General features: G+C 63.4%; 18 protein-coding genes. 13 read left to right on the top strand and 5 right to left on the bottom strand.

What is annotated here, in order from left to right; translation table 11 throughout:
• Positions 1–13: 13 nt before the first annotated feature.
• The 6 genes from GV002_RS10920 to GV002_RS10900 all read left to right on the top strand — a co-directional run bounded on the left by GV002_RS10920 (position 14) and on the right by GV002_RS10900 (position 5,889).
• Positions 14–1,219 (top strand): MFS transporter, encoded by a 1,206-nt coding sequence (locus tag GV002_RS10920; protein ID WP_046492813.1) that lies wholly within the window; start codon positions 14–16, stop codon positions 1,217–1,219.
• Positions 1,216–1,341, top strand: a complete 126-nt coding sequence (locus GV002_RS24310) for a hypothetical protein (RefSeq protein ID WP_256667088.1) — start codon at positions 1,216–1,218, stop codon at positions 1,339–1,341. The genes GV002_RS10920 and GV002_RS24310 overlap by 4 nt, the downstream gene beginning before the upstream one ends.
• 62 nt (positions 1,342–1,403) lie before the next feature.
• On the top strand, positions 1,404–1,955 hold the full coding sequence (locus GV002_RS10915) for a glutathione peroxidase (protein ID WP_160018341.1): 552 nt from the start codon (positions 1,404–1,406) through the stop codon (positions 1,953–1,955).
• Positions 1,956–2,100: 145 nt separating this feature from the next.
• A complete protein-coding gene (locus GV002_RS10910; protein ID WP_046492811.1) occupies positions 2,101–3,027 on the top strand; it encodes an esterase/lipase family protein in 927 nt (308 codons plus the stop codon).
• A gap of 42 nt (positions 3,028–3,069) precedes the next feature.
• Positions 3,070–4,128 (top strand): lipase secretion chaperone, encoded by a 1,059-nt coding sequence (locus GV002_RS10905; RefSeq protein WP_160018339.1) that lies wholly within the window; start codon positions 3,070–3,072, stop codon positions 4,126–4,128.
• A gap of 12 nt (positions 4,129–4,140) precedes the next feature.
• A complete protein-coding gene (locus GV002_RS10900) occupies positions 4,141–5,889 on the top strand; it encodes a hybrid sensor histidine kinase/response regulator (protein ID WP_160018337.1) in 1,749 nt (582 codons plus the stop codon).
• On the opposite strand, the gene GV002_RS10895 is transcribed toward GV002_RS10900, so the two are convergent.
• The 4 genes from GV002_RS10895 to GV002_RS10880 all read right to left on the bottom strand — a co-directional run bounded on the left by GV002_RS10895 (position 5,890) and on the right by GV002_RS10880 (position 9,509).
• The gene (locus GV002_RS10895; protein WP_160018335.1) at positions 5,890–6,501 is read right to left on the bottom strand and encodes a response regulator transcription factor; all 612 of its coding nucleotides are present in this window, start codon (positions 6,499–6,501) and stop codon (positions 5,890–5,892) included. It lies immediately after the preceding gene.
• A 63-nt stretch (positions 6,502–6,564) separates the two neighbouring features.
• Entirely contained in the window at positions 6,565–7,824 is a 1,260-nt protein-coding gene (locus GV002_RS10890; protein WP_160018333.1) for an OmpP1/FadL family transporter, read from the bottom strand.
• Between the two features lie 150 nt (positions 7,825–7,974).
• Entirely contained in the window at positions 7,975–8,454 is a 480-nt protein-coding gene (locus GV002_RS10885; protein WP_160018331.1) for a hypothetical protein, read from the bottom strand.
• 200 nt (positions 8,455–8,654) lie between these two features.
• Positions 8,655–9,509 (bottom strand): sulfurtransferase, encoded by an 855-nt coding sequence (locus GV002_RS10880; RefSeq protein ID WP_160018329.1) that lies wholly within the window; start codon positions 9,507–9,509, stop codon positions 8,655–8,657.
• A 324-nt stretch (positions 9,510–9,833) separates the two neighbouring features.
• On the opposite strand from GV002_RS10880, the gene gdhA reads away from it, so the two are divergent.
• A complete protein-coding gene (gdhA, locus tag GV002_RS10875) occupies positions 9,834–11,171 on the top strand; it encodes an NADP-specific glutamate dehydrogenase (RefSeq protein ID WP_160018327.1) in 1,338 nt (445 codons plus the stop codon).
• Positions 11,172–11,344: 173 nt separating this feature from the next.
• A complete protein-coding gene (locus tag GV002_RS10870; protein ID WP_160018325.1) occupies positions 11,345–12,025 on the top strand; it encodes a spermidine synthase in 681 nt (226 codons plus the stop codon).
• A 42-nt stretch (positions 12,026–12,067) separates the two neighbouring features.
• Here the strand turns inward: GV002_RS10870 and GV002_RS10865 are convergent, their stop codons facing one another.
• Entirely contained in the window at positions 12,068–13,129 is a 1,062-nt protein-coding gene (locus GV002_RS10865) for an SMP-30/gluconolactonase/LRE family protein (protein WP_160018926.1), read from the bottom strand.
• A gap of 131 nt (positions 13,130–13,260) precedes the next feature.
• Here GV002_RS10865 and rnd point away from each other — a divergent pair, with 131 nt between their 5' ends.
• The 5 genes from rnd (at position 13,261) to GV002_RS10840 (ending at position 17,773) form a co-directional block, all read left to right on the top strand.
• Complete coding sequence (rnd, locus tag GV002_RS10860; protein ID WP_160018323.1) at positions 13,261–14,394, top strand: ribonuclease D; 1,134 nt, start codon at positions 13,261–13,263, stop codon at positions 14,392–14,394.
• Positions 14,391–14,684, top strand: a complete 294-nt coding sequence (locus GV002_RS10855) for a YcgL domain-containing protein (RefSeq protein WP_160018322.1) — start codon at positions 14,391–14,393, stop codon at positions 14,682–14,684. The genes rnd and GV002_RS10855 overlap by 4 nt, the downstream gene beginning before the upstream one ends.
• A gap of 195 nt (positions 14,685–14,879) precedes the next feature.
• Positions 14,880–15,812, top strand: coding sequence for a D-2-hydroxyacid dehydrogenase (locus GV002_RS10850; protein ID WP_160018320.1), 933 nt, complete (start codon positions 14,880–14,882; stop codon positions 15,810–15,812).
• 183 nt (positions 15,813–15,995) lie between these two features.
• Entirely contained in the window at positions 15,996–16,445 is a 450-nt protein-coding gene (locus tag GV002_RS10845; RefSeq protein WP_017677444.1) for a YcgN family cysteine cluster protein, read from the top strand.
• 101 nt (positions 16,446–16,546) lie between these two features.
• Positions 16,547–17,773, top strand: a complete 1,227-nt coding sequence (locus tag GV002_RS10840; protein WP_160018318.1) for a hypothetical protein — start codon at positions 16,547–16,549, stop codon at positions 17,771–17,773.
• The last annotated feature ends 28 nt before the right edge of the window (positions 17,774–17,801 follow it).

Here is a 17,801-nt window from a genome sequence, read left to right as displayed (position 1 = left end):
GCTGGAGATACCGATGACAACTGTATGGCGTTCAACCACCTGGCTGCTGCTCGGCGCATCGCTGATCCTGGCGTTGTCGCTCGGCACTCGCCATGGCTTCGGCCTGTTCCTGCCGCCGATGAGTGCCGAGTTCGGCTGGGGCCGTGAAGTGTTCGCCTTCGCCATCGCCCTGCAGAACCTGATCTGGGGCCTGGCCCAGCCGATCACCGGCGCGCTGGCCGACCGTTTCGGTGCGCGCAAGGCTATCGTCATCGGCGGCGTGCTCTACGTGCTGGGTCTGGTTTGCATGGGCATGGCCGACTCGCCGCTGTCGTTATCGCTGAGCGCAGGTCTGCTGATCGGCATCGGTCTGTCCGGTACGTCGTTCTCGGTGATTCTCGGCGTGGTCGGTCGCGCCGTGCCGCCGGAGAAACGCAGCATGGCCATGGGCATCGCTGCCGCGGCTGGCTCCTTCGGTCAATTCGCCATGCTGCCGGGCACGCTGGGTCTGATCAGTTGGCTCGGCTGGTCGGCGGCACTGCTGGCCCTGGGGCTGCTGGTGGCGTTGATGATTCCGCTGGCAGTGATGATCAAGGAAGCACCGCCACCCGTGACCAATGGTCCGCAGCAGACGCTGGTCGAAGCGCTGCGTGAGGCGACCAGTCACTCAGGTTTCTGGCTGCTGGCGCTGGGCTTCTTCGTCTGTGGCTTTCAGGTGGTGTTCGTCGCCGTACACCTGCCGGCCTATCTGGTCGATCACCACCTGCCAGCGCTGACTGGCACCACGGTGCTGGCGTTGGTGGGGCTGTTCAACATTTTTGGCACCTACATCGCTGGCTGGCTCGGTGGGCGCATGTCCAAGCCGCGCCTGCTCAGTATCCTGTATCTGCTGCGTGGGGTAGTGATCACGCTGTTTCTGCTGGCGCCGCTGACGCAGTGGAGCGCCTACCTGTTCGGCATCGCCATGGGCCTTTTGTGGCTGTCCACGGTACCGCTGACCAACGGCACCGTGGCGACCCTGTTCGGGGTGCGCAATTTGTCGATGCTCGGCGGTATCGTCTTCCTGTTCCACCAGCTCGGCTCCTTCCTGGGTGGCTGGCTGGGTGGCTACCTCTATGACACCACCGGCAGCTACGACCTGGTCTGGCAGATCTCCATCGGTCTGAGTGTGATGGCTGCAGCGCTGAACTGGCCGGTGCGTGAGGTGCCGGTGGCGCGTCTGCAAGGTGCGCCGGCGTGAGCCACAAGGTACTGCTCTTCGCCGCTCTGACGCTTGGCCTTGGCCTGTTGTTGGCGTTGGCCTGGTGGGGCTGGCGTCAGGGTGGGTTGGCTCTGCTGCAGTTGGGCGTCGGTATCTGCTAGTTGCTTGCGGTTGGGCCTGCGAGTAGCGTGGTGAGATCGCGTCATCGCCTGAGGTCACTGCCATGTCTCTTCGTCGTCTTGCCTGTTCCCTGTTGCTGTCCAGCCTGGCGTTGCCAGCGCTGGCCGCAGAGTGCCCGGCCATGCTCCAGGGGGAGCTGCCCAAACTGCGCAGCAAGGACGCCAGCATCGATCTCTGCCAGTACGCGGGCAAGCCGCTGGTGGTGGTCAATACCGCCAGCTTCTGCGGCTTCACCCCGCAGTTCAAAGGGCTCGAAGCGCTTTACCAGCGCTACAAGGATCAGGGCCTGGAAGTGCTCGGCGTGCCGTCCGACGACTTCCGTCAGGAATCGGCCGACAGCAAGGAGACGGCCACCGTCTGCTACGTCGACTATGGCGTGACCTTCGCCATGACCGAACCGCAGCCGGTTTCCGGTGCCAATGCCATCCCATTGTTCAAGGGCCTGGCCGAGCAGAGTCGGCAGCCGCGCTGGAACTTCTTCAAGTACGTGGTCGACCGTCAGGGCAAGGTGGTGGCGAGTTTCTCCAGCCTGACCAAGCCTGACGATCCCGAGCTGATCGCGGCCGTCGAAAAGGCCATCGCCTCGCAACCCTGAGATTCTCTGAACAGGCTCTGAGCCTTTTCGCTTCACGGCCCTTCACCCATCTGGGCGATGGGCCGTGTCCGTCTGCCTGCCTAGACTGGCCAGGCGCCGGACGCAGTTCAACCGGCGTGCCCACAAGAACAATAAGGAGGCACCCATGCGTCGCGTCTATACAACTGCCCTTGCAACACTCGCTCTGCTTGGTGCCGTCGATGCCCAGGCCAACTACACCAAGACCCGATATCCGATCGTGCTGGTACACGGCGTGACCGGATTCAATACCATCGGCGGGCTGGTCAATTACTTCCATACCATTCCCTGGAACCTCGAGCGCGATGGCGCCCGGGTACACGTCGCCAGTGTCGCTGCCTTCAATGACAGCGAGCAGCGCGGCGCCGAGCTGGCCCGGCAGATCGTGCCCTGGGCTACAGCCGGTGGTGGCAAGGTCAACCTGATCGGCCACAGTCAGGGCTCGCCGACATCACGCGTGGCGGCTTCGCTGCGACCGGATCTGGTGGCCTCGGTGACCTCGATCAATGGTGTCAACAAGGGCTCCAAGGTCGCTGACGTGGTGCGCGGCGTGCTACCGCCAGGCAGTGGTATCGAAGGCGGCGCCAATGCCATCGCCAACGCCCTTGGTGCGGTGATCAATCTGTTGTCCGGGTCGAGCAACCCGCAAAACGGCATCAACGCGCTGGGCACCCTGACCACCGCAGGCACCAATGCGCTGAACAGTCGCCACCCGTGGGGCGTCAACACCAGCAGCTACTGCGCCAAGTCCAGCGAGGTGCACAGCGTGCGCGGGCACAGCATCCGCTATTACTCCTGGACCGGTAATGCCGCCTATACCAACGTGCTCGACGCGGCCGATCCCTTCCTGGCCTTCACTGGCCTGGTGTTCGGCAGCGAGAAGAACGACGGCCTGGTAGGCGTCTGCTCCACCTATCTGGGTCAGGTGATCGGCGACAGCTACAACATGAATCACGTCGATGCGATCAACCACCTGTTCGGTATTCGCGGCTGGACCGAGCCGGTATCGCTGTATCGCCAGCATGCCAATCGCCTGAAGAACAAGGGCGTCTGATCCTGATGAGCGCGGCGGGGCAACTCGCCGCAGTGAGGTCGCATGTCCAGATTCTTCGGTCTTTCCCTGGTTGCCGTGTTGCTGGCTGGCGGCCTGACCCTGTACTGGCGTTGGCCGCCTGCAGTGCCTGAAGTACAGCCTGCTGCCACTGTCGCCGTACCGTCACGGCAGTCGTCGATCGAGCAGGTTTCGGCTTCCGCCGCCAAGGCGCCCGCCGAGGCGCAACCGGCAATAGCCATGACCTTGCCCAGCCTGGCCGGTACCGAGGTGGATGGCCAGCTGCGTACCGACGCGGCCGGCAATCTGCTGCTGGATCTGGCGGTTCGCGATTACTTCGATTACTTCCTCAGCGCGGTCGATCATTCCGGGCTCGATGCGGTGATCGAGGCGTTATTGGCTGATGCAAGACGGCGTCTGCCGGAACCGGCGCTTGGGCAGATGATCAGCCTGCTGGGTGATTACCTGGACTACAAGCGCGCCAGCATGGCGCTGATGCAGCAGCCGCTGGATGCTCGGCAGCAGGTCGAACCGCAGGCTCAGCTGCAGGCCCTGCAGTCGGCTTTCGCGCGTTTGGACGAGCTGCGCCGCGTACATTTTTCTGCCACTGCGCAGGAAGCGCTGTTCGGCGCCGAACAGGCCTATGCCCGTTACACCCTCGATAGCCTGGCAGTGCAGCAGCGTGATGACCTCGGCGAGGCGCAGCGCACGCAGATGCTCGAACAGTTGCGTGAGCGTCTGCCCGATGCGCTGCGAGCAAGCGAGCAACGCCAGCAGCTGGCCCTGGAGCAACTGCAGCGCAGCGAGCAACTCTGGCGTGATGGTGCGGACGAGCAACAGGTGCGCGAGTTCCTGGCGATGACCTATGATCCGGACACCGTGCAGCGCCTGCTCGATGAGCAGCGTCGCGAGCGCGACTGGCAGCAGCATTACCAGGCCTATCGCAATGAGTTGGCCAGCCTGCAAGGTCGGGGGCTGAGCGAGGTAGATGGCGAGCAAATGCAGCGGCAGCTGCGCGAGCGGCTGTTCAGCAGTGAAGACCGACACCGTGTGGAAACCTATGACGCCATTGCCGCGAAGCAGCCGGAGCCGCTCGACCCCTGACGGATGCCCCCCATGAGCGAGCGCCTGCTGTTGGCCCAGCAGCGCCGAGGCTATCGCTCGCTGCGTTTCGTCGTCGAGCTGGAGGCGGGGTTTGCCGAGCATCGGGTGCAGCGCATTCTTCGACGTCTGCCCCTGATCGCGCCTACCGCCGCCTTGTTTCAGCTCATCTATGCGCTGCTGGATTTTCTGCTGATGCCGCTGACGGTCAGTCTCTCGGTGTTACCGTTGCGCCTGCTGGCGCTGGCCGCGGTGGTGCTGTCCTTTTTCTACTGTCGACGCCGCGATGTGCCGCCTGCCAGGGTGCCGTTGGCCTACGCCGCAGCCTACTGGGTCAACGGTTTCAGCGTCGCGCTGATCGTGCACCTGTGCTGGCAGCAGGGCGTGGCGATGCCCTACGACGGCCTGTTTCTCATCCTGCTGTTCGGTTACGCCCTGCTGGGGCTGTCGTTTCGTGCGATCAGCCTGTGCAGCTGGAGCTTCTGCCTGCTCTTCATCGGCATGGGCGTGCTGTTCGGTGAAACCGGCGGCGAACTGGCCTATCAGGGCCTGTTTCTGTTCTGCGCCAACCTGATCGGCAGCGTGGGCGCCTACATGCAGGAGCACGGGCAACGTGGTGCCTGGTTGAACCTGCGCTTGCTCGACCTGGCGCGCCAGCGCGCCGAAGCCGATGACGCACGCAAGTTGCGCCTGCTGGCGGCTGCCAGTCACGACCTGCGTCAGCCGCTCAACGCCATGGGGTTGTACGCTGAACACCTGGTGGAGCAGGGCGGTGACCAGCAGACTCGGCGCATCAGCGCGCGTCTGGCCGCTTCGGTAGAGCAGCTGGGGCGTCTGTTGCAATCGTTGCTCGACTACACCCGCCTGACCTTGCCCGGTGGCGTGCAGGCCAGGCCCCATGCGTTCGCCCTGCGCCCATTGCTCGAGCGGTTGATTGTCGAAGTGGCCCCGGAGGCGCAGCAACAGGGGCTGCAACTTGAGCTGCACTGTGACGAGTGCGGGGTGTACAGCGATCCACTGCTGCTGGAGCGACTGCTGCGCAATCTGCTGAACAATGCGCTGCTACACGCACAGGCGCGGCACCTGAAGCTGAGTGCGCGGCGTGATGGCGACGAGATCGTGCTGGAGGTGGCGGACGATGGCCGCGGTCTCAGCGAGGCGGAGCAGGCGTTGGTGTTCGAGGAGTTTCGTCAGTTGGACAATCCCGGGCGCAATGCCGAGCGTGGGCTCGGTCTCGGCCTGGCCATCGTGCGGCAGCTGGCTGAGGTGCTGGAGCATCCCCTGCGGCTGCATTCCCGACCTGACGCCGGTGCGCGTTTCGTCCTGCGCCTGCCATTGGCTGAGGTATCGGCGCCGGCGTCACGTGTCGATGCTGCGCTGGCATTGCGCGGGCGCGTGCTGTTGCTCGAAGACGATGCCACCGGGCGCGAAGCAATGGCCGGCTTGCTGCGTCGCTGGGGTTGCCAGGTGCAGGTCTGCGCCGATCTGGCCGGTGCGCTGCAGGCGCTGCGTCAGGAGGTGCCGCAGTTGCTGATCAGCGACTATCGGTTAGCCGAGCGGGGCGACGGGCTGCAGGCCATCGAGCGACTGCGCGAGGCGGCAGGGCAGATGTTGCCGGCGTTGCTGATCACTGCTGATCTGAGCCCGGAACTGCATGAACGCTGTCTGCCGGCGCACGTCATTCCCCTGGGCAAGCCCTTGTTGCCGGCGCGTTTGCGTCAGGTGCTGGCCACTCAGTTGCAAGTGCGCCAGGCACTCAACTGATCACAGCCAGCCGCGCTGACGGGCGGCGCTGACGCAGGCGGTGCGGGTATGCACGGCGAAGGTTTCGAACAGTGCCTTGAGGTGAGTTTTCACCGTGTCTTCGGCCAGGCCCAGCTCGCGGCTGATGGCCTTGTTCGGCAAGCCTTCTGCCAATAACTGGAGAATCTCCAACTGCCTGGGCGTCAGCGGTGAGGCGCTGCTTGGCGCCGGCAGGGTTTCACCCAGCAAGACGCGGGTCACCGCCTGGCGCAGGGCGTTTCCATCGGAGCTCTTGGGGATGAAGCCGAGTGCGCCAGCGGCCAGCGCCGCTTGTGCCTCCAGCGCGGAATCACTGGCGCTGAGAATCGCCACCGGCGTGCTCTCACCGCGCGCCAGCCAGCGCTGCAGCAGCTCGATGCCAGGTTCGTCAGGCAGGCGCAGGTCGAGCAGGATCAGGTCGTAGCCATGCTGGCGTAGACACTGTTCTGCTTCTGCAGCGCTGTGCGCGGTGTGGATCTGCAGGTTCTGGCTCAGTGGCGACAAGGCCAGGGAAAGGCCGTCGAGGAAGATGCGGTGGTCGTCGACCAGCAGCAGGCGAAGATTGTCGGGCAGGGTAGTGCAGAGGGCAGTCATGACGTTCTCACGCGGCTTTTATTGTTGTTCTGCCGCGTGAGTTTAGCCAATGCCGCTTCTCGATTAGAAGCGGTAGCTGAGTGAAGCCCCCAGGCCGTGAGCGCTGTTCTTGTAGCGCGCACGGTAGGTGCCACGGGTAGCGCTGACGTGGTTCACGTCCACCGACTCTTCCTGCAGGTAGGAGTAGGCCACGTCGATGGTCATGTCCTGGTTGGGGCTCCAGCCGGCGCCGACGCTGAAGATGGTGCGGTCACCGGAGGGCACGCGCGGCGAGCGATCGACGTTGTTGGTCGGCGATTGGTCGATGGCGATACCGGTGCGCAGCGTCCACTGCGGGCTGACCTTGTACGACAGGCCGACCGCATGGGCCCAGGTGTCGTGCCAGTTCTGCTCTTCGACGATGGTGGAGAGGTTGGCCGGCAGCGTTGCAGAGTCGTTCTCCACGCGGATTTCCTTGAAGCGGCTCCAGCGCGTCCAGGTGCTGCCGACATACAGCGTCAGCGCATCGCTCAGATCGTGAGTGATGGACATGTCCACCGACTCGGGCGTGGTCAGGTCCAGGTTGGCGTCGTACTTGCCTGCGATGCCGGCCAGCGGCGACGCTTCGACACGGGTGTCGCCCTCCAGCTCGTACTTGACGCGCGAGTGGTAGGTCAGGCCGGCGCGGGTCTGTGGGGTGAACTCGTAGAGCACGCCGGCGTTGAAGCCGACCGCTACGTCATCACCCTTGACCTTCACCTTGCCATCGCCGAGCGGCGTGAACAGCGAGGAGGTCAGTTCCCCTTCGATGTGATTGAAGGTCGGGCCGAAACCCACCGACAGCTTGTCGTTGAAGCGATAGCTCAGGGTCGGCTGCACGGTGATCACCCGCACATAGCTCTTGTCGGCGTAGTAGCGGCCCTGAAAGCTGCTCTCGTAGTCGGTCATCAGGCCAAAGGGCACGTAGACGCCGATACCGAAGGCGACCTTGTCGTCCAGCGGTTTGACGTAGTAGCCCATGGGTACGCCAGTGGTCGGCACCATATCGCCGTCGTTGCCGCCGCTGATCGAGCCGGCCGGAGAGCGGGCACTGACTCGGTCGATATCGCTCTTGGCATGAATCGCCGCTGCCCCTGCATACACTTCTTCGCGCTTGAGGCGCGCCATGCCGGCGGGGTTGCCGAACACGGTGCTGGCGTCGTCGGCGGATGATGAGCGCCCGGCGAAGGAGGTGCCCATGCCGGAAATGCTCTGTTCGTTGAGGGCGAAGCCGCTGGCGAAACCATGGCTCGAGGTGGCGGTGATGGCGATGGCAAGACCGGTCTTGAGAAGACGTTTGCTCACGGGGAAGCTCCTGTGGTGAGGCGAGGGGGCGCACGCTACAGTTTTTCCTGACCCCTGCCAAGACGCTGAAGTTCCCGAAATAGAGCGGATTGTCGGACAATTGTTTTGATAATGCGTGGATTTTCCACGCTGATTTTTCTGACGATTCGGTCAGGCTACCTGGCTGACGGGCTCGACGCAGCGTTGCCAGGCATCGAGAAAGTCATCCTGACGAGCCTGTGGCTGAAAAACCTTGCACCAGATTCGGCCCAGGGCCAGCAGGTCGTCGGCGGCTGGCAACTCGAGTTTCTCGCTTTCGACCAGTAGCCAGGCAATGGCTGTGGCATAGCGCAGGTTGACCGTCAGCTCCACGTGTGGCGCTTCAAGAAAGGCGTGCTGGCTGGCGAGACCGCGCACACGGCTGGCAAGCTGCGGATCGAATGCCAGATGCTGGTCCCAGAGTATCTGGTGGCGCTGTTCGCTGATGCGATACAGGCCGTGACCTTGCGGGGTATCCAGCGCGCTGCCCAGTGCCGACTGACAGGCCGCAGCCCCCAGCAGCAGTGCTTCGGCCGTGGCGCTATGGCGTTCGAGATAGAGCAGGGTAGGGCGGATTACATGTTGGCTGAGATCGCAGGCGGCAATTCCCATGGCATCCTCGCAGAGGGTACCGGTGGGGCCGGGCGCATGGCAGCTTTTCTAGTGGTTTTTCGATAAAGGCCCCACCGGGAGCAGGGTTAGCCGCTCATTTTCAAGTCTAGTGCGATATTTCAGCCGTAAAGGACTGTTTTTAAATTGATTCCAGATCTGAGTTATTGGGCATATTTCGATTAGTGCTTAGAAACCACCGGTCAGTCGCCAGTGGCAATCGGCCGTGCCGGATCGGTGATCCACTCGCTCCAGGAACCGGCGTAGAGCGGTGCCAGCGGGTAACCAGCGAGGCTCATGGCGAACAGGTTGTGGCAGGCCGTGACACCGGAGCCGCAGTAAGCCACCAGATTGTTCACTGGGCGCTCGCCGCGCAGATCGTCGAAGCGCTCGCGCAGTGCCTCTGCCGGAAGGAAGCGGCCATCGGAACCCAGGTTGTCGGTGAATGCCGCGCACTGTGCGCCGGGAATGTGTCCGGCGATCGGGTCGAGCGGCTCGACCTCGCCACGAAAGCGCGGCAGTGCCCGCGCGTCGATCAGTGTCAGGTCCGGGTTGCCCAAACGCTGGGCCAGATGATCGGCAGTCAGCAGCAGGCTGTTGTCGGGGTGCGCGGAGAAGTCGCCGGTGGCGTTGTTCGGTGGCGCCATGGTCAGTTCCTGGCCGGCTTCACGCCAGGCTTTCAGGCCGCCATCGAGCAGGTACAGGCCCTCACGTTTGCCCAGCCATAGCAGCAACCACCAGGCGCGTGCGGCGAAGGCGCCAGGACCATCGTCGTACAGCACCACCTGGCTGTCCGCCCGCAGGCCGCAGCTGCGCAGGCGCTCGACCAGGGCGCTCGGGTCGGGCAGCGGATGACGACCGGTGACGCCCTTGACCACTGGCGCGGACAAGTCCTGTTCGAGATCGAGGAAATGCGCACCTGGAATATGTCCATCCAGGTAGCTGCGACGGCCATATGCCGGGTCTTCGAGGGCGAAGCGGCAGTCCAGGATCAGCAGGTTTTCCTGTCCCAGGCGTTGTTTAAGGTGTTCCGTGCTGATCAGTTGCGCGAGTGGCATGGTGCCTCCTGTTTCGTAGCCGGGTTTGCCGCATCATACCGCCTGGCCTGCTGTTCGATACTCCACCACCAAAGCGCCTTTTCAGCTCATTCGGCAGGGCTGTGGCGTCAGCGGTGCAAAGGCAATGGTCGATATTCGTGCGTTTGTGGCCATTATTTGGTGCGCCATGTAAATCGGGTGAATTCCGCCATAGAGGTCTTTCCAATCTTGGCATGTGGGCTGATGCACTAAAAAGTTTCATCAAGGCGACATTTTGATCTGTTTTGGTGCCTTGCTGCCTGCTAGAGTGCCGGCCACTTTATTTGCGTGGTGTCGAGGTGCCGCATGTCGTTGTCCGTCGATTCTTTCCTGGCGCGCCTGAAACAGCGCGACCCCGATCAGCCGGAATTCCACCAGGCGGTGGAGGAGGTGGTGCGCAGCTTGTGGCCCTTCCTCGAAGCCAATGCGCGTTATCGCGAGGCTGGCATTCTCGAGCGGATGGTCGAGCCGGAGCGCGCCATCCTGTTTCGCGTGCCATGGGTCGATGACCGTGGCCAGGTGCAGGTCAACCGCGGCTACCGCATCCAGATGAGCAGCGCCATCGGCCCATACAAGGGCGGTCTGCGCTTCCACCCCTCGGTGAACCTGGGCGTGCTCAAGTTTCTCGCCTTCGAGCAGGTATTCAAGAATTCGCTGACTTCGCTGCCCATGGGCGGCGGCAAGGGCGGTGCGGACTTCGACCCCAAGGGCAAGAGCGAAGGCGAGGTGATGCGCTTCTGCCAGTCTTTCATGACCGAACTGTATCGCCATATCGGCGCCGATCTGGACGTGCCGGCCGGTGATATCGGCGTTGGCGGTCGCGAGATCGGTTACCTGTTCGGCCAGTACAAGCGGCTGTCCAACCAGTTCACTTCGGTGCTGACCGGTAAGGGCCTGAGCTACGGCGGCAGCCTGATTCGCCCGGAAGCCACTGGCTATGGCTGCGTGTACTTCGCACAGGAGATGCTCAAGCGTATCGACCAGGGCTTCGAGGACAAGCGCGTGGCCATTTCCGGCTCCGGCAACGTCGCCCAATACGCCGCGCAGAAGGTTATTGAGCTGGGCGGTCGGGTGATCTCGATGTCCGACTCCGAAGGCACGCTGTATGCCGAGGGTGGTCTCAGCGACGAGCAATGGCAGTACCTGATGGAGCTGAAGAACGTGCGTCGCGGTCGTTTGCGCGAGATGGCCGAGCATTATGGCCTGCAGTTTCTCGCTGGGCAGCGCCCCTGGGGTCTGGCGTGCGATATCGCGTTGCCCTGCGCGACGCAGAACGAGCTGGACGGTCAGGACGCTCGCACACTGCTGAAGAATGGCTGCATCTGCGTGGCCGAAGGTGCCAACATGCCGTCGACTCTGGAGGCGGTGGACTTGTTCGTCGAGGCCGGCATCTGCTATGCACCAGGCAAGGCCTCCAACGCCGGTGGCGTCGCCACCAGCGGCCTGGAAATGAGCCAGAACGCCATGCGCCTGCACTGGAGCGCCGGCGAGGTGGACGAGCGTCTGCACGGCATCATGCAGAACATCCACCATGCCTGTGTGCACCACGGTGAAGAGAACGGCCGCATCAATTACGTCAAAGGCGCCAACATCGCCGGCTTCGTCAAGGTTGCCGATGCCATGCTGGCGCAAGGCGTGGTCTGATACCAGGCTCAAACTCTGACCTTGTAACGAGTTTGAAAAAGCATCGCTGTGGCCACGAAGCCCCGTTTGAGAACACGGGGCTTCGTCGTTTCTGGCGGGGCTGTGTTGCTCGAGCGATTCAGGCTCAGGCATGCTGCGTGCCCTCACGCTCGCTACACAGGCCTTCGCCCTGCATGAAACGTTTTGTCTTGCTCGACACCGCTCCGATCCCGGGTACGAATGGTGCGTTGAACCTCTTCGAATACGGCGAAGATTTCGTCATCAAGATCGCTGGCGGCGATGGCGGGCAACTGATGAATACTCGTATGCACGGCTCGGAAGATGCCCTGGCTGCGATTCCCTGCAAGCAGATTGCCGGCCGTCCGCAGGTGCGGGTCTTGATCGGTGGTCTGGGTATGGGCTTCACCTTGGCCTCGGCGCTGCAGCATCTGGGTGCGGATGCCGAGGTGGCGGTGGCCGAGCTGGTGCCCGGGGTGGTCGAGTGGAACCGTGGCCCGCTGGGGGCGAAGTCCGGTTATCCGTTGAATGACCCGCGTGCGTTGATCATCCAGGAGGACGTCGCCAAGGTATTGCAGGCCGCCGAGCAGTGCTACGACGCGATCATGCTGGATGTCGATAACGGCCCCGAAGGGCTGACCCAGAAGGGTAATGACTGGCTGTACAGCATGGACGGCCTGCGTCAGTGCGCCAAGGCGCTGAGGCCCAAGGGCATGCTGGCAGTGTGGTCGTCCAGCGCCGACCGGGCATTCTCGGAGAAGGTGCGCAAGGCCGGTTTCAAGGGCGAGGCGGTGCAGGTGTATGCCCATGGCAATCGGGGCACGCGGCACACCATCTGGATTGCCCAGAAGATCTGAGCCGGCTGCCCAGGTCGTGACTGACCTGGGCAACCGCGTTGCTCAGTGAATCTGCAGTTTACCGATGCGGTCGTTGTCCAGGCTGCCGAAGTACAGGTAGTCGCCTACCGGTTTCACCGAGGTCACCATGCGCAGGTGCGTACCGCTGGTGTCATGCAGGCTGCGGATGATCTCGCCGTTCTCGTTGAGGGCGATGGCGAAGCCGTAAGGGATTGCCTTTGGCCACAGCGCGCGCGGCAGCTTGGCCAGTTGCGCCTTGAGCCATGGGTGGCGATGGAGGAAGTCGGCGTCGGCCTTGCGCGGTGTCGGCAGCGCCACCCAGAAGGTACCGTTGCGGTCACCCTGCAGGTTGTCCGGCAGGCCGGGCAGGTTGTCGATGAAGATGTCGTGCTGGCCGGCCTTGTCGCCCTTGAGCCAGTAACGGGTGATGCGATAGCGATAGGTCTCGTTGACCAGCACGAAGTCCTCGTTCGCTGACAGCGCCACGCCGTTGGCGAAATACAGGTCTTTCAGCAACACACGGGTCTCGCCGCTGGCTGGGTTGTAGCTGAGCAGGCGCCCATGGGGGCGGGCCTCGAGCAGGTCGAGCAGGTAGTCCGGCTGTTCGAAGCGTGACGAGGCGTCGCTGAAGTAGATGGTGCCGTCGCTGGCGATGTCCAGGTCGTCGGTGAAGGCGAAACGCAAACCTTCAGCTTCTGTGGTCAGCACCTTGATCGCGCCTTGCGGGTCGATGCTCAGCAGGCCCTTGTAGGCGTCGGCGACGATCAGGTTGCCACTGGCGTCGAAGTTCATGCCCAGCGGGCGGCCGCCGGTGTCGGCGAAGGTCTCCAGGCTGTCATCTTGCAGCACACGAACGATGCGGCCGTCATGCAGGCCGGCGTATACCCGGCCCTGGCTATCGACGGCGGTGTCTTCCGGTCCATGCACCTGGCCGCGTGCCAACAGCTCGGCCTTCATCAAGGTGTCGTTGGGCTCCAGTGCGCCAGTCATCGCCGGGGCGGGATCGGCATCCCAGGGCAGCGGATCGATCGGGCTGGGGGTGAGGGCCAGGTAGCTGGCCGCTGCGGCCAGCAGCATGACGATCAGGGCAAGCAGTTTCTTCAGCATTGTTGTTCTTCCGGGTCGAAGGTGGTGCGCGGCACAGATTACACAGTTCCCGCCATCGGCGGCAGGCCGCTGCCCCGTGCGATGGCGTGGGCATATATACTGCGCGTCATTCTAGACGGGAGAGCCGCGTGGCTAACGACATTCACTGGATTCTCGACGACGCCAGCCTGGCCGAGCATTGCGCCGCCTGGCAGGCGCTGCCCTTCGTCGCGCTGGACACCGAGTTCATGCGCGTCGACACCTTCTATCCCATCGCCGGGTTGCTGCAGGTCAGCGGTGGCGATGGCGCCTATCTGATCGACCCCTTGCGTATCAGCGACTGGCGGCCGTTCGCCGCGCTGCTCGAAGCGCCGAGCGTGGTCAAGGTGCTGCACTCGTGCAGTGAGGACCTGGAGGTCTTTCTCCGCCTGACCGGCAGCCTGCCGGCACCGCTGTTCGATACGCAGCTGGCGGCTGGTTACCTCAACCTCGGCTTCTCCATGGGCTACTCGCGCCTGGTGCAGGCCTTGCTCGATATCGAATTGCCCAAGGGCGAAACCCGCTCCGACTGGTTGCAGCGGCCGCTGTCCGAACTGCAGGTGCGCTACGCCGCCGAGGACGTGCTGCATCTCGTCGAGGTATACCACGCCCTGATGACTCGCCTGGCGCCGCAGAAGGTCGAGTGGATTCTGGCGGATGGTGCCGATCTGGTCGCCAATCTCGGGCGTGAAGTCGCGCCGGAAGACGCCTGGCGCGATGCCAAGCTGGCCTGGAAACTCTCGCGTCAGCAGCAGGCTGTGCTGCGCGCGCTGTGCGCCTGGCGTGAGCGCGAGGCGCGTGCGCGCAACCAGCCACGCAATCGCGTTTTGCGTGAGCATTCGTTGTGGCCGCTGGCACGTACCCAGCCAGATAACCTGGTGGCGCTGGCGCGTATCGAGGACATGCACCCGAAAACCGTGCGTCAGGATGGAGAGACGCTGCTGCAGCTGATTCGTGAGGCGGCCGCATTGCCGCCCGAGCAATGGCCCGAAGCCTTGCCCGAGCCGCTGCCAATCGAAGCCTCGGCCTTGCTGAAGAAGCTGCGCGCCGTCGGCCAGCGTGAGGGCGAGCGCCTGGATATCGTGCCCGAACTGATGCTGCGCAAGAAAACCCTGGAGGCTTTGCTGAAAAGCGGCTATCCCAATGGCCCTTATCAATTGCCCGACTCCCTGCGCGGCTGGCGCCGGGAGTTGATGGGGCAGGCGCTGCTTGACTGCCTGGCCGCTGAAGGAGAATCCGCGTGAAACGTATCTGCTCCATCTATAAAAGCCCGCGCAAGAACGAGATGTATCTCTACGTGCTCAAGGCCGATGCCCTGAAGCGTGTGCCTGAGGGGCTGCTCGCCGTTTTCGGACCGCCTGCGCACGCCTTCGATCTGGTGCTCAGCCCGGAGCGGCAGTTGTCTCGGGAAGACATCGCCACCGTGCTGGAAAACCTCGACAAGCAGGGCTATCACCTGCAGATGCCGCCTCCCGAGGAGGAGTACATTCAGCACCTGCCCGATGAACTGCTGCGCCGTAACGATCCGGTATGACAGGCCCTTGAAAAACGTAGGCGAGGCAGGCAAGACAAGGCAGAAACAGCCGAAAAAGCGCAGTTTACATGCTGTAAATGAGCATTTTGAGGCTGTTTTTAACGCAGTATTGCCAACGCACGACTGCATGGATGCAGGAGGTAGAGCGACGCAGGAAGCCAAAGCCGAGGTAGTTTTTCAACGGCCTGGTAAACCATGCGCCTGCTGATCGCCGAAGGGGCCCATGCGTTCTATGCCGAGCGCATTCGCAGCGCCTGCCCTGAACTGCAACTGGTCGCCGGCGCACAGCTGGAACAACTGCGTGCGCTAGCCGGCGACTGCGACCTGTGGCTGGGGCAGCCCGACCTGCTCGCGCCCTTGTTGCGCGACGGAGCGCGCCCGCAGTGGCTGCAGTCGACCTGGGCCGGTATCACGCCGCTGCTGGCGGAAGGACTGCCGCGTGACTACCGTCTGACCCGCGCCGTCGGCATCTTCGGTCAGGTGATGGCCGAATACGTGCTGGGGCATATGCTTGCGCATGAGCGGCGCCTGTTGGCCCGGCTGGCGGCGCAGGTCGAGCAGCGTTGGGATCACGGCTTGCCGCGCAGCCTGCGTGGGCGCCGGGTGCTGGTGGTAGGTTGCGGTGATATCGGTCAGGCCGTCGCCGATTTCCTCCAGCCCTTCGGCGTGGCGCTGCGTGGTGTCGCCAGCCAGGCGCGTGAGCAGGCGCCTTTTCTCGAAGTGGCGGCCATGGAGCAGCTACCTCATCTGGTCGCCTGGGCCGATTACGTGGTCAACCTGCTGCCGGACACGCCGGCAACACACGATCTGTACGATGCCCGGCTGCTTGCCCATTTCCGCCCAGAAGCGGTGCTGATCAATGCCGGGCGCGGTGTCGCCGTGGTCGATGCCGATCTGGTGGCCGCGCTCGAGCGCAATCAGTTGGCCGGCGCGGTGATCGACGTCTGTCGCGAAGAGCCGCTGCCGCCCGGTCATGCATTCTGGACAGCGCCGCGTCTGCTGCTCACCGGCCACAGCTCGGCGCCTACCGATCCGGCGCTTATGAGTGAGCTTTTCATCGACAACCTGGTGCGCTGGCAAACGGGAGAGCCGTTACGGGGTGAAGTGGATTTCGCCCGCGGTTATTGAGGCACTTGGCGGGTTGCACCCGCCCTAAGGGTGCAGGTCTGCAGGGCGGGTGCAACCCGCCAGCGGCGATGACCGGCTCGTACGATCAATCCCTGATGGCGCCGTTCGGCATGCGCTGCTTGGCCGGGGCTGGGCCTCAAGCTAGACTGCCGCGCTTTTTTCGCCTGAGTACATACTGCTGCCATGGCTGCTGACCTCGAACCCTTCTGGAAACGCAAGACCCTCGCCCAACTCGATCAGGGCGAGTGGGAATCGCTGTGCGACGGTTGTGGCCTGTGCTGCCTGCAGAAGCTCGAGGACGAAGACGACGGCGCCGTCTACTACACGCGCATCGCCTGCAAATTGCTGGACCTGCAGACCTGTCGCTGCAGCGATTACCCCAACCGGGTCAAACATGTGCCCGACTGCATTCAGCTTACCCCGGCGCAGGCCGATCAGTTCCAGTGGCTGCCGCCGACCTGTGCTTATCGCCTGGTCAGCGAAGGCAAGGACCTGCCGCATTGGCACCATCTGGTCAGCGGCGACCCTGACGCTGTGCACGCCGAACGCATCTCCCAGTCGGGGCGCATGCTCAGTGAGAACAGCGTGGCCGAAGACGACTGGGAAGATCATCTGATTTTCCGCGCGGGTTGATTGCCGCGCTGCTTCGTGGCAAATCTGTCCCCCGTCCATGGAATTTGCCCTGTGGCGCAGCTGTCATACGTTGCCACGCCCTGCATCAGGAGTTTTGCTCGATGTCTCTTCGCTTGCCGTTGTACGCGCCTCTGCTGCTGCTGAGCCTGCCGGCCTTCGCCGCCACGCAGAAGGTCGATCTGGATTACCGGGTGCGCTTTCTGCCCGAGAGTAATCAGGCGGAAGTCAGCATCACCCTGGAAAAAGGTGAGCGGGTGCGCAGCCTCGACTTCAATCTTGGCGAAGACGAACGTTTCAGTGATTTCGAGGCTGACGGCCAGTGGTCGCAGGAGGCTGCCGGGCGCGGCAAGTGGCAGCCGGGCGAGGGCAAGAGCGTACTGAGCTACCGCGTGCTGATCGACAGCGAACGCAAGCCAGGGCGTTACGACGCCAGGATGACCGACGACTGGGCACTGCTCAGGGGCGACGACCTGATTCCGGCGGCCAAGCTCGATCAGCAGGACAAGACCGAGCTGGTGGCGCGCCTGCAGTTCGATCTGCCCAAGGGCTGGAAGAGCGTCGAGACCGGCTGGCCGCGCATCGGCAAGAACCGCTTTCGCATCGACAACCCGCAGCGCAGGTTCGACCGCCCGACCGGCTGGATGCTGGCTGGCAAGCTGGGTACCCGCCGTACTCGTCTGGGCGATACCGAAATTGCCATCTCCGCGCCAATCGGCGAGGGCATGCGGCGCATGGATATCATGACGTTCCTGACCTTCGTCTGGCCGCAGATGCAGCAGGTGTTCCCGCGTGATCCGGACAAACTGCTGATCGTCGGCGCTGGCGATCCGATGTGGCGTGGCGGCCTGTCGGCGGCCAATTCCTACTACATGCACGCCGACCGTCCATTGGTCAGCGAGAACGGCACCAGCTCGCTGGTACACGAACTGGTGCACGTATTCGGCCGCATCTATGGTCGCGAGCGCAGTGACTGGATCGCCGAAGGCCTGGCCGAGTACTACGCCATCGAATTGATGCGCCGCGCGGGCGGTATCAGCGAAGACCGCTATCAGAAGATCCGCGAGCAGCTGATTCGCTGGAGCAAACCGGTCAACAGCCTGCGTACCGACAATGCCAGCGGCGCTGTCACTGCGCGTGCGGTGCTGCTGTTGCAGGAGCTGGACCGGGAAATCCGGCAGAAGACCAAGGACAAGGGCAACTTGTCGCTGGACGACGTCACCCGTGGGCTGATGCGTCTGGACAAGGTCAGCACCCAGGACTTCATCGACATCACCGAGAATGTCATCGGTGGTCCTTCGAATACCTTGGATACGCGGCTGCTGCGATGAGTTGACTTGCATATGAAAACCACTGTTA

Origin of the sequence: Pseudomonas sp. 8O, assembly GCF_902506495.1 — a bacterium.
Classification (GTDB): domain Bacteria; phylum Pseudomonadota; class Gammaproteobacteria; order Pseudomonadales; family Pseudomonadaceae; genus Aquipseudomonas; species Aquipseudomonas chaetocerotis.
This window is presented reverse-complemented; position numbering and strand designations above follow the sequence as displayed.

Coding starts and splice junctions, on each gene's coding strand:
- GV002_RS10910 (WP_046492811.1), top strand. CDS start 2,101: ATGCGTCGCGTCTATACAACTGCCCTTGCAACACTCGCTCTGCTTGGT.
- GV002_RS10900 (WP_160018337.1), top strand. CDS start 4,141: ATGAGCGAGCGCCTGCTGTTGGCCCAGCAGCGCCGAGGCTATCGCTCG.
- gdhA (WP_160018327.1), top strand. CDS start 9,834: ATGTCGTTGTCCGTCGATTCTTTCCTGGCGCGCCTGAAACAGCGCGAC.
- GV002_RS10880 (WP_160018329.1), bottom strand. CDS start 9,509: ATGCCACTCGCGCAACTGATCAGCACGGAACACCTTAAACAACGCCTG.
- GV002_RS10905 (WP_160018339.1), top strand. CDS start 3,070: ATGTCCAGATTCTTCGGTCTTTCCCTGGTTGCCGTGTTGCTGGCTGGC.
- GV002_RS10845 (WP_017677444.1), top strand. CDS start 15,996: ATGGCTGCTGACCTCGAACCCTTCTGGAAACGCAAGACCCTCGCCCAA.
- GV002_RS10920 (WP_046492813.1), top strand. CDS start 14: ATGACAACTGTATGGCGTTCAACCACCTGGCTGCTGCTCGGCGCATCG.
- GV002_RS10885 (WP_160018331.1), bottom strand. CDS start 8,454: ATGGGAATTGCCGCCTGCGATCTCAGCCAACATGTAATCCGCCCTACC.
- GV002_RS10870 (WP_160018325.1), top strand. CDS start 11,345: ATGAAACGTTTTGTCTTGCTCGACACCGCTCCGATCCCGGGTACGAAT.
- GV002_RS10915 (WP_160018341.1), top strand. CDS start 1,404: ATGTCTCTTCGTCGTCTTGCCTGTTCCCTGTTGCTGTCCAGCCTGGCG.
- GV002_RS10850 (WP_160018320.1), top strand. CDS start 14,880: ATGCGCCTGCTGATCGCCGAAGGGGCCCATGCGTTCTATGCCGAGCGC.
- GV002_RS10840 (WP_160018318.1), top strand. CDS start 16,547: ATGTCTCTTCGCTTGCCGTTGTACGCGCCTCTGCTGCTGCTGAGCCTG.
- GV002_RS10895 (WP_160018335.1), bottom strand. CDS start 6,501: ATGACTGCCCTCTGCACTACCCTGCCCGACAATCTTCGCCTGCTGCTG.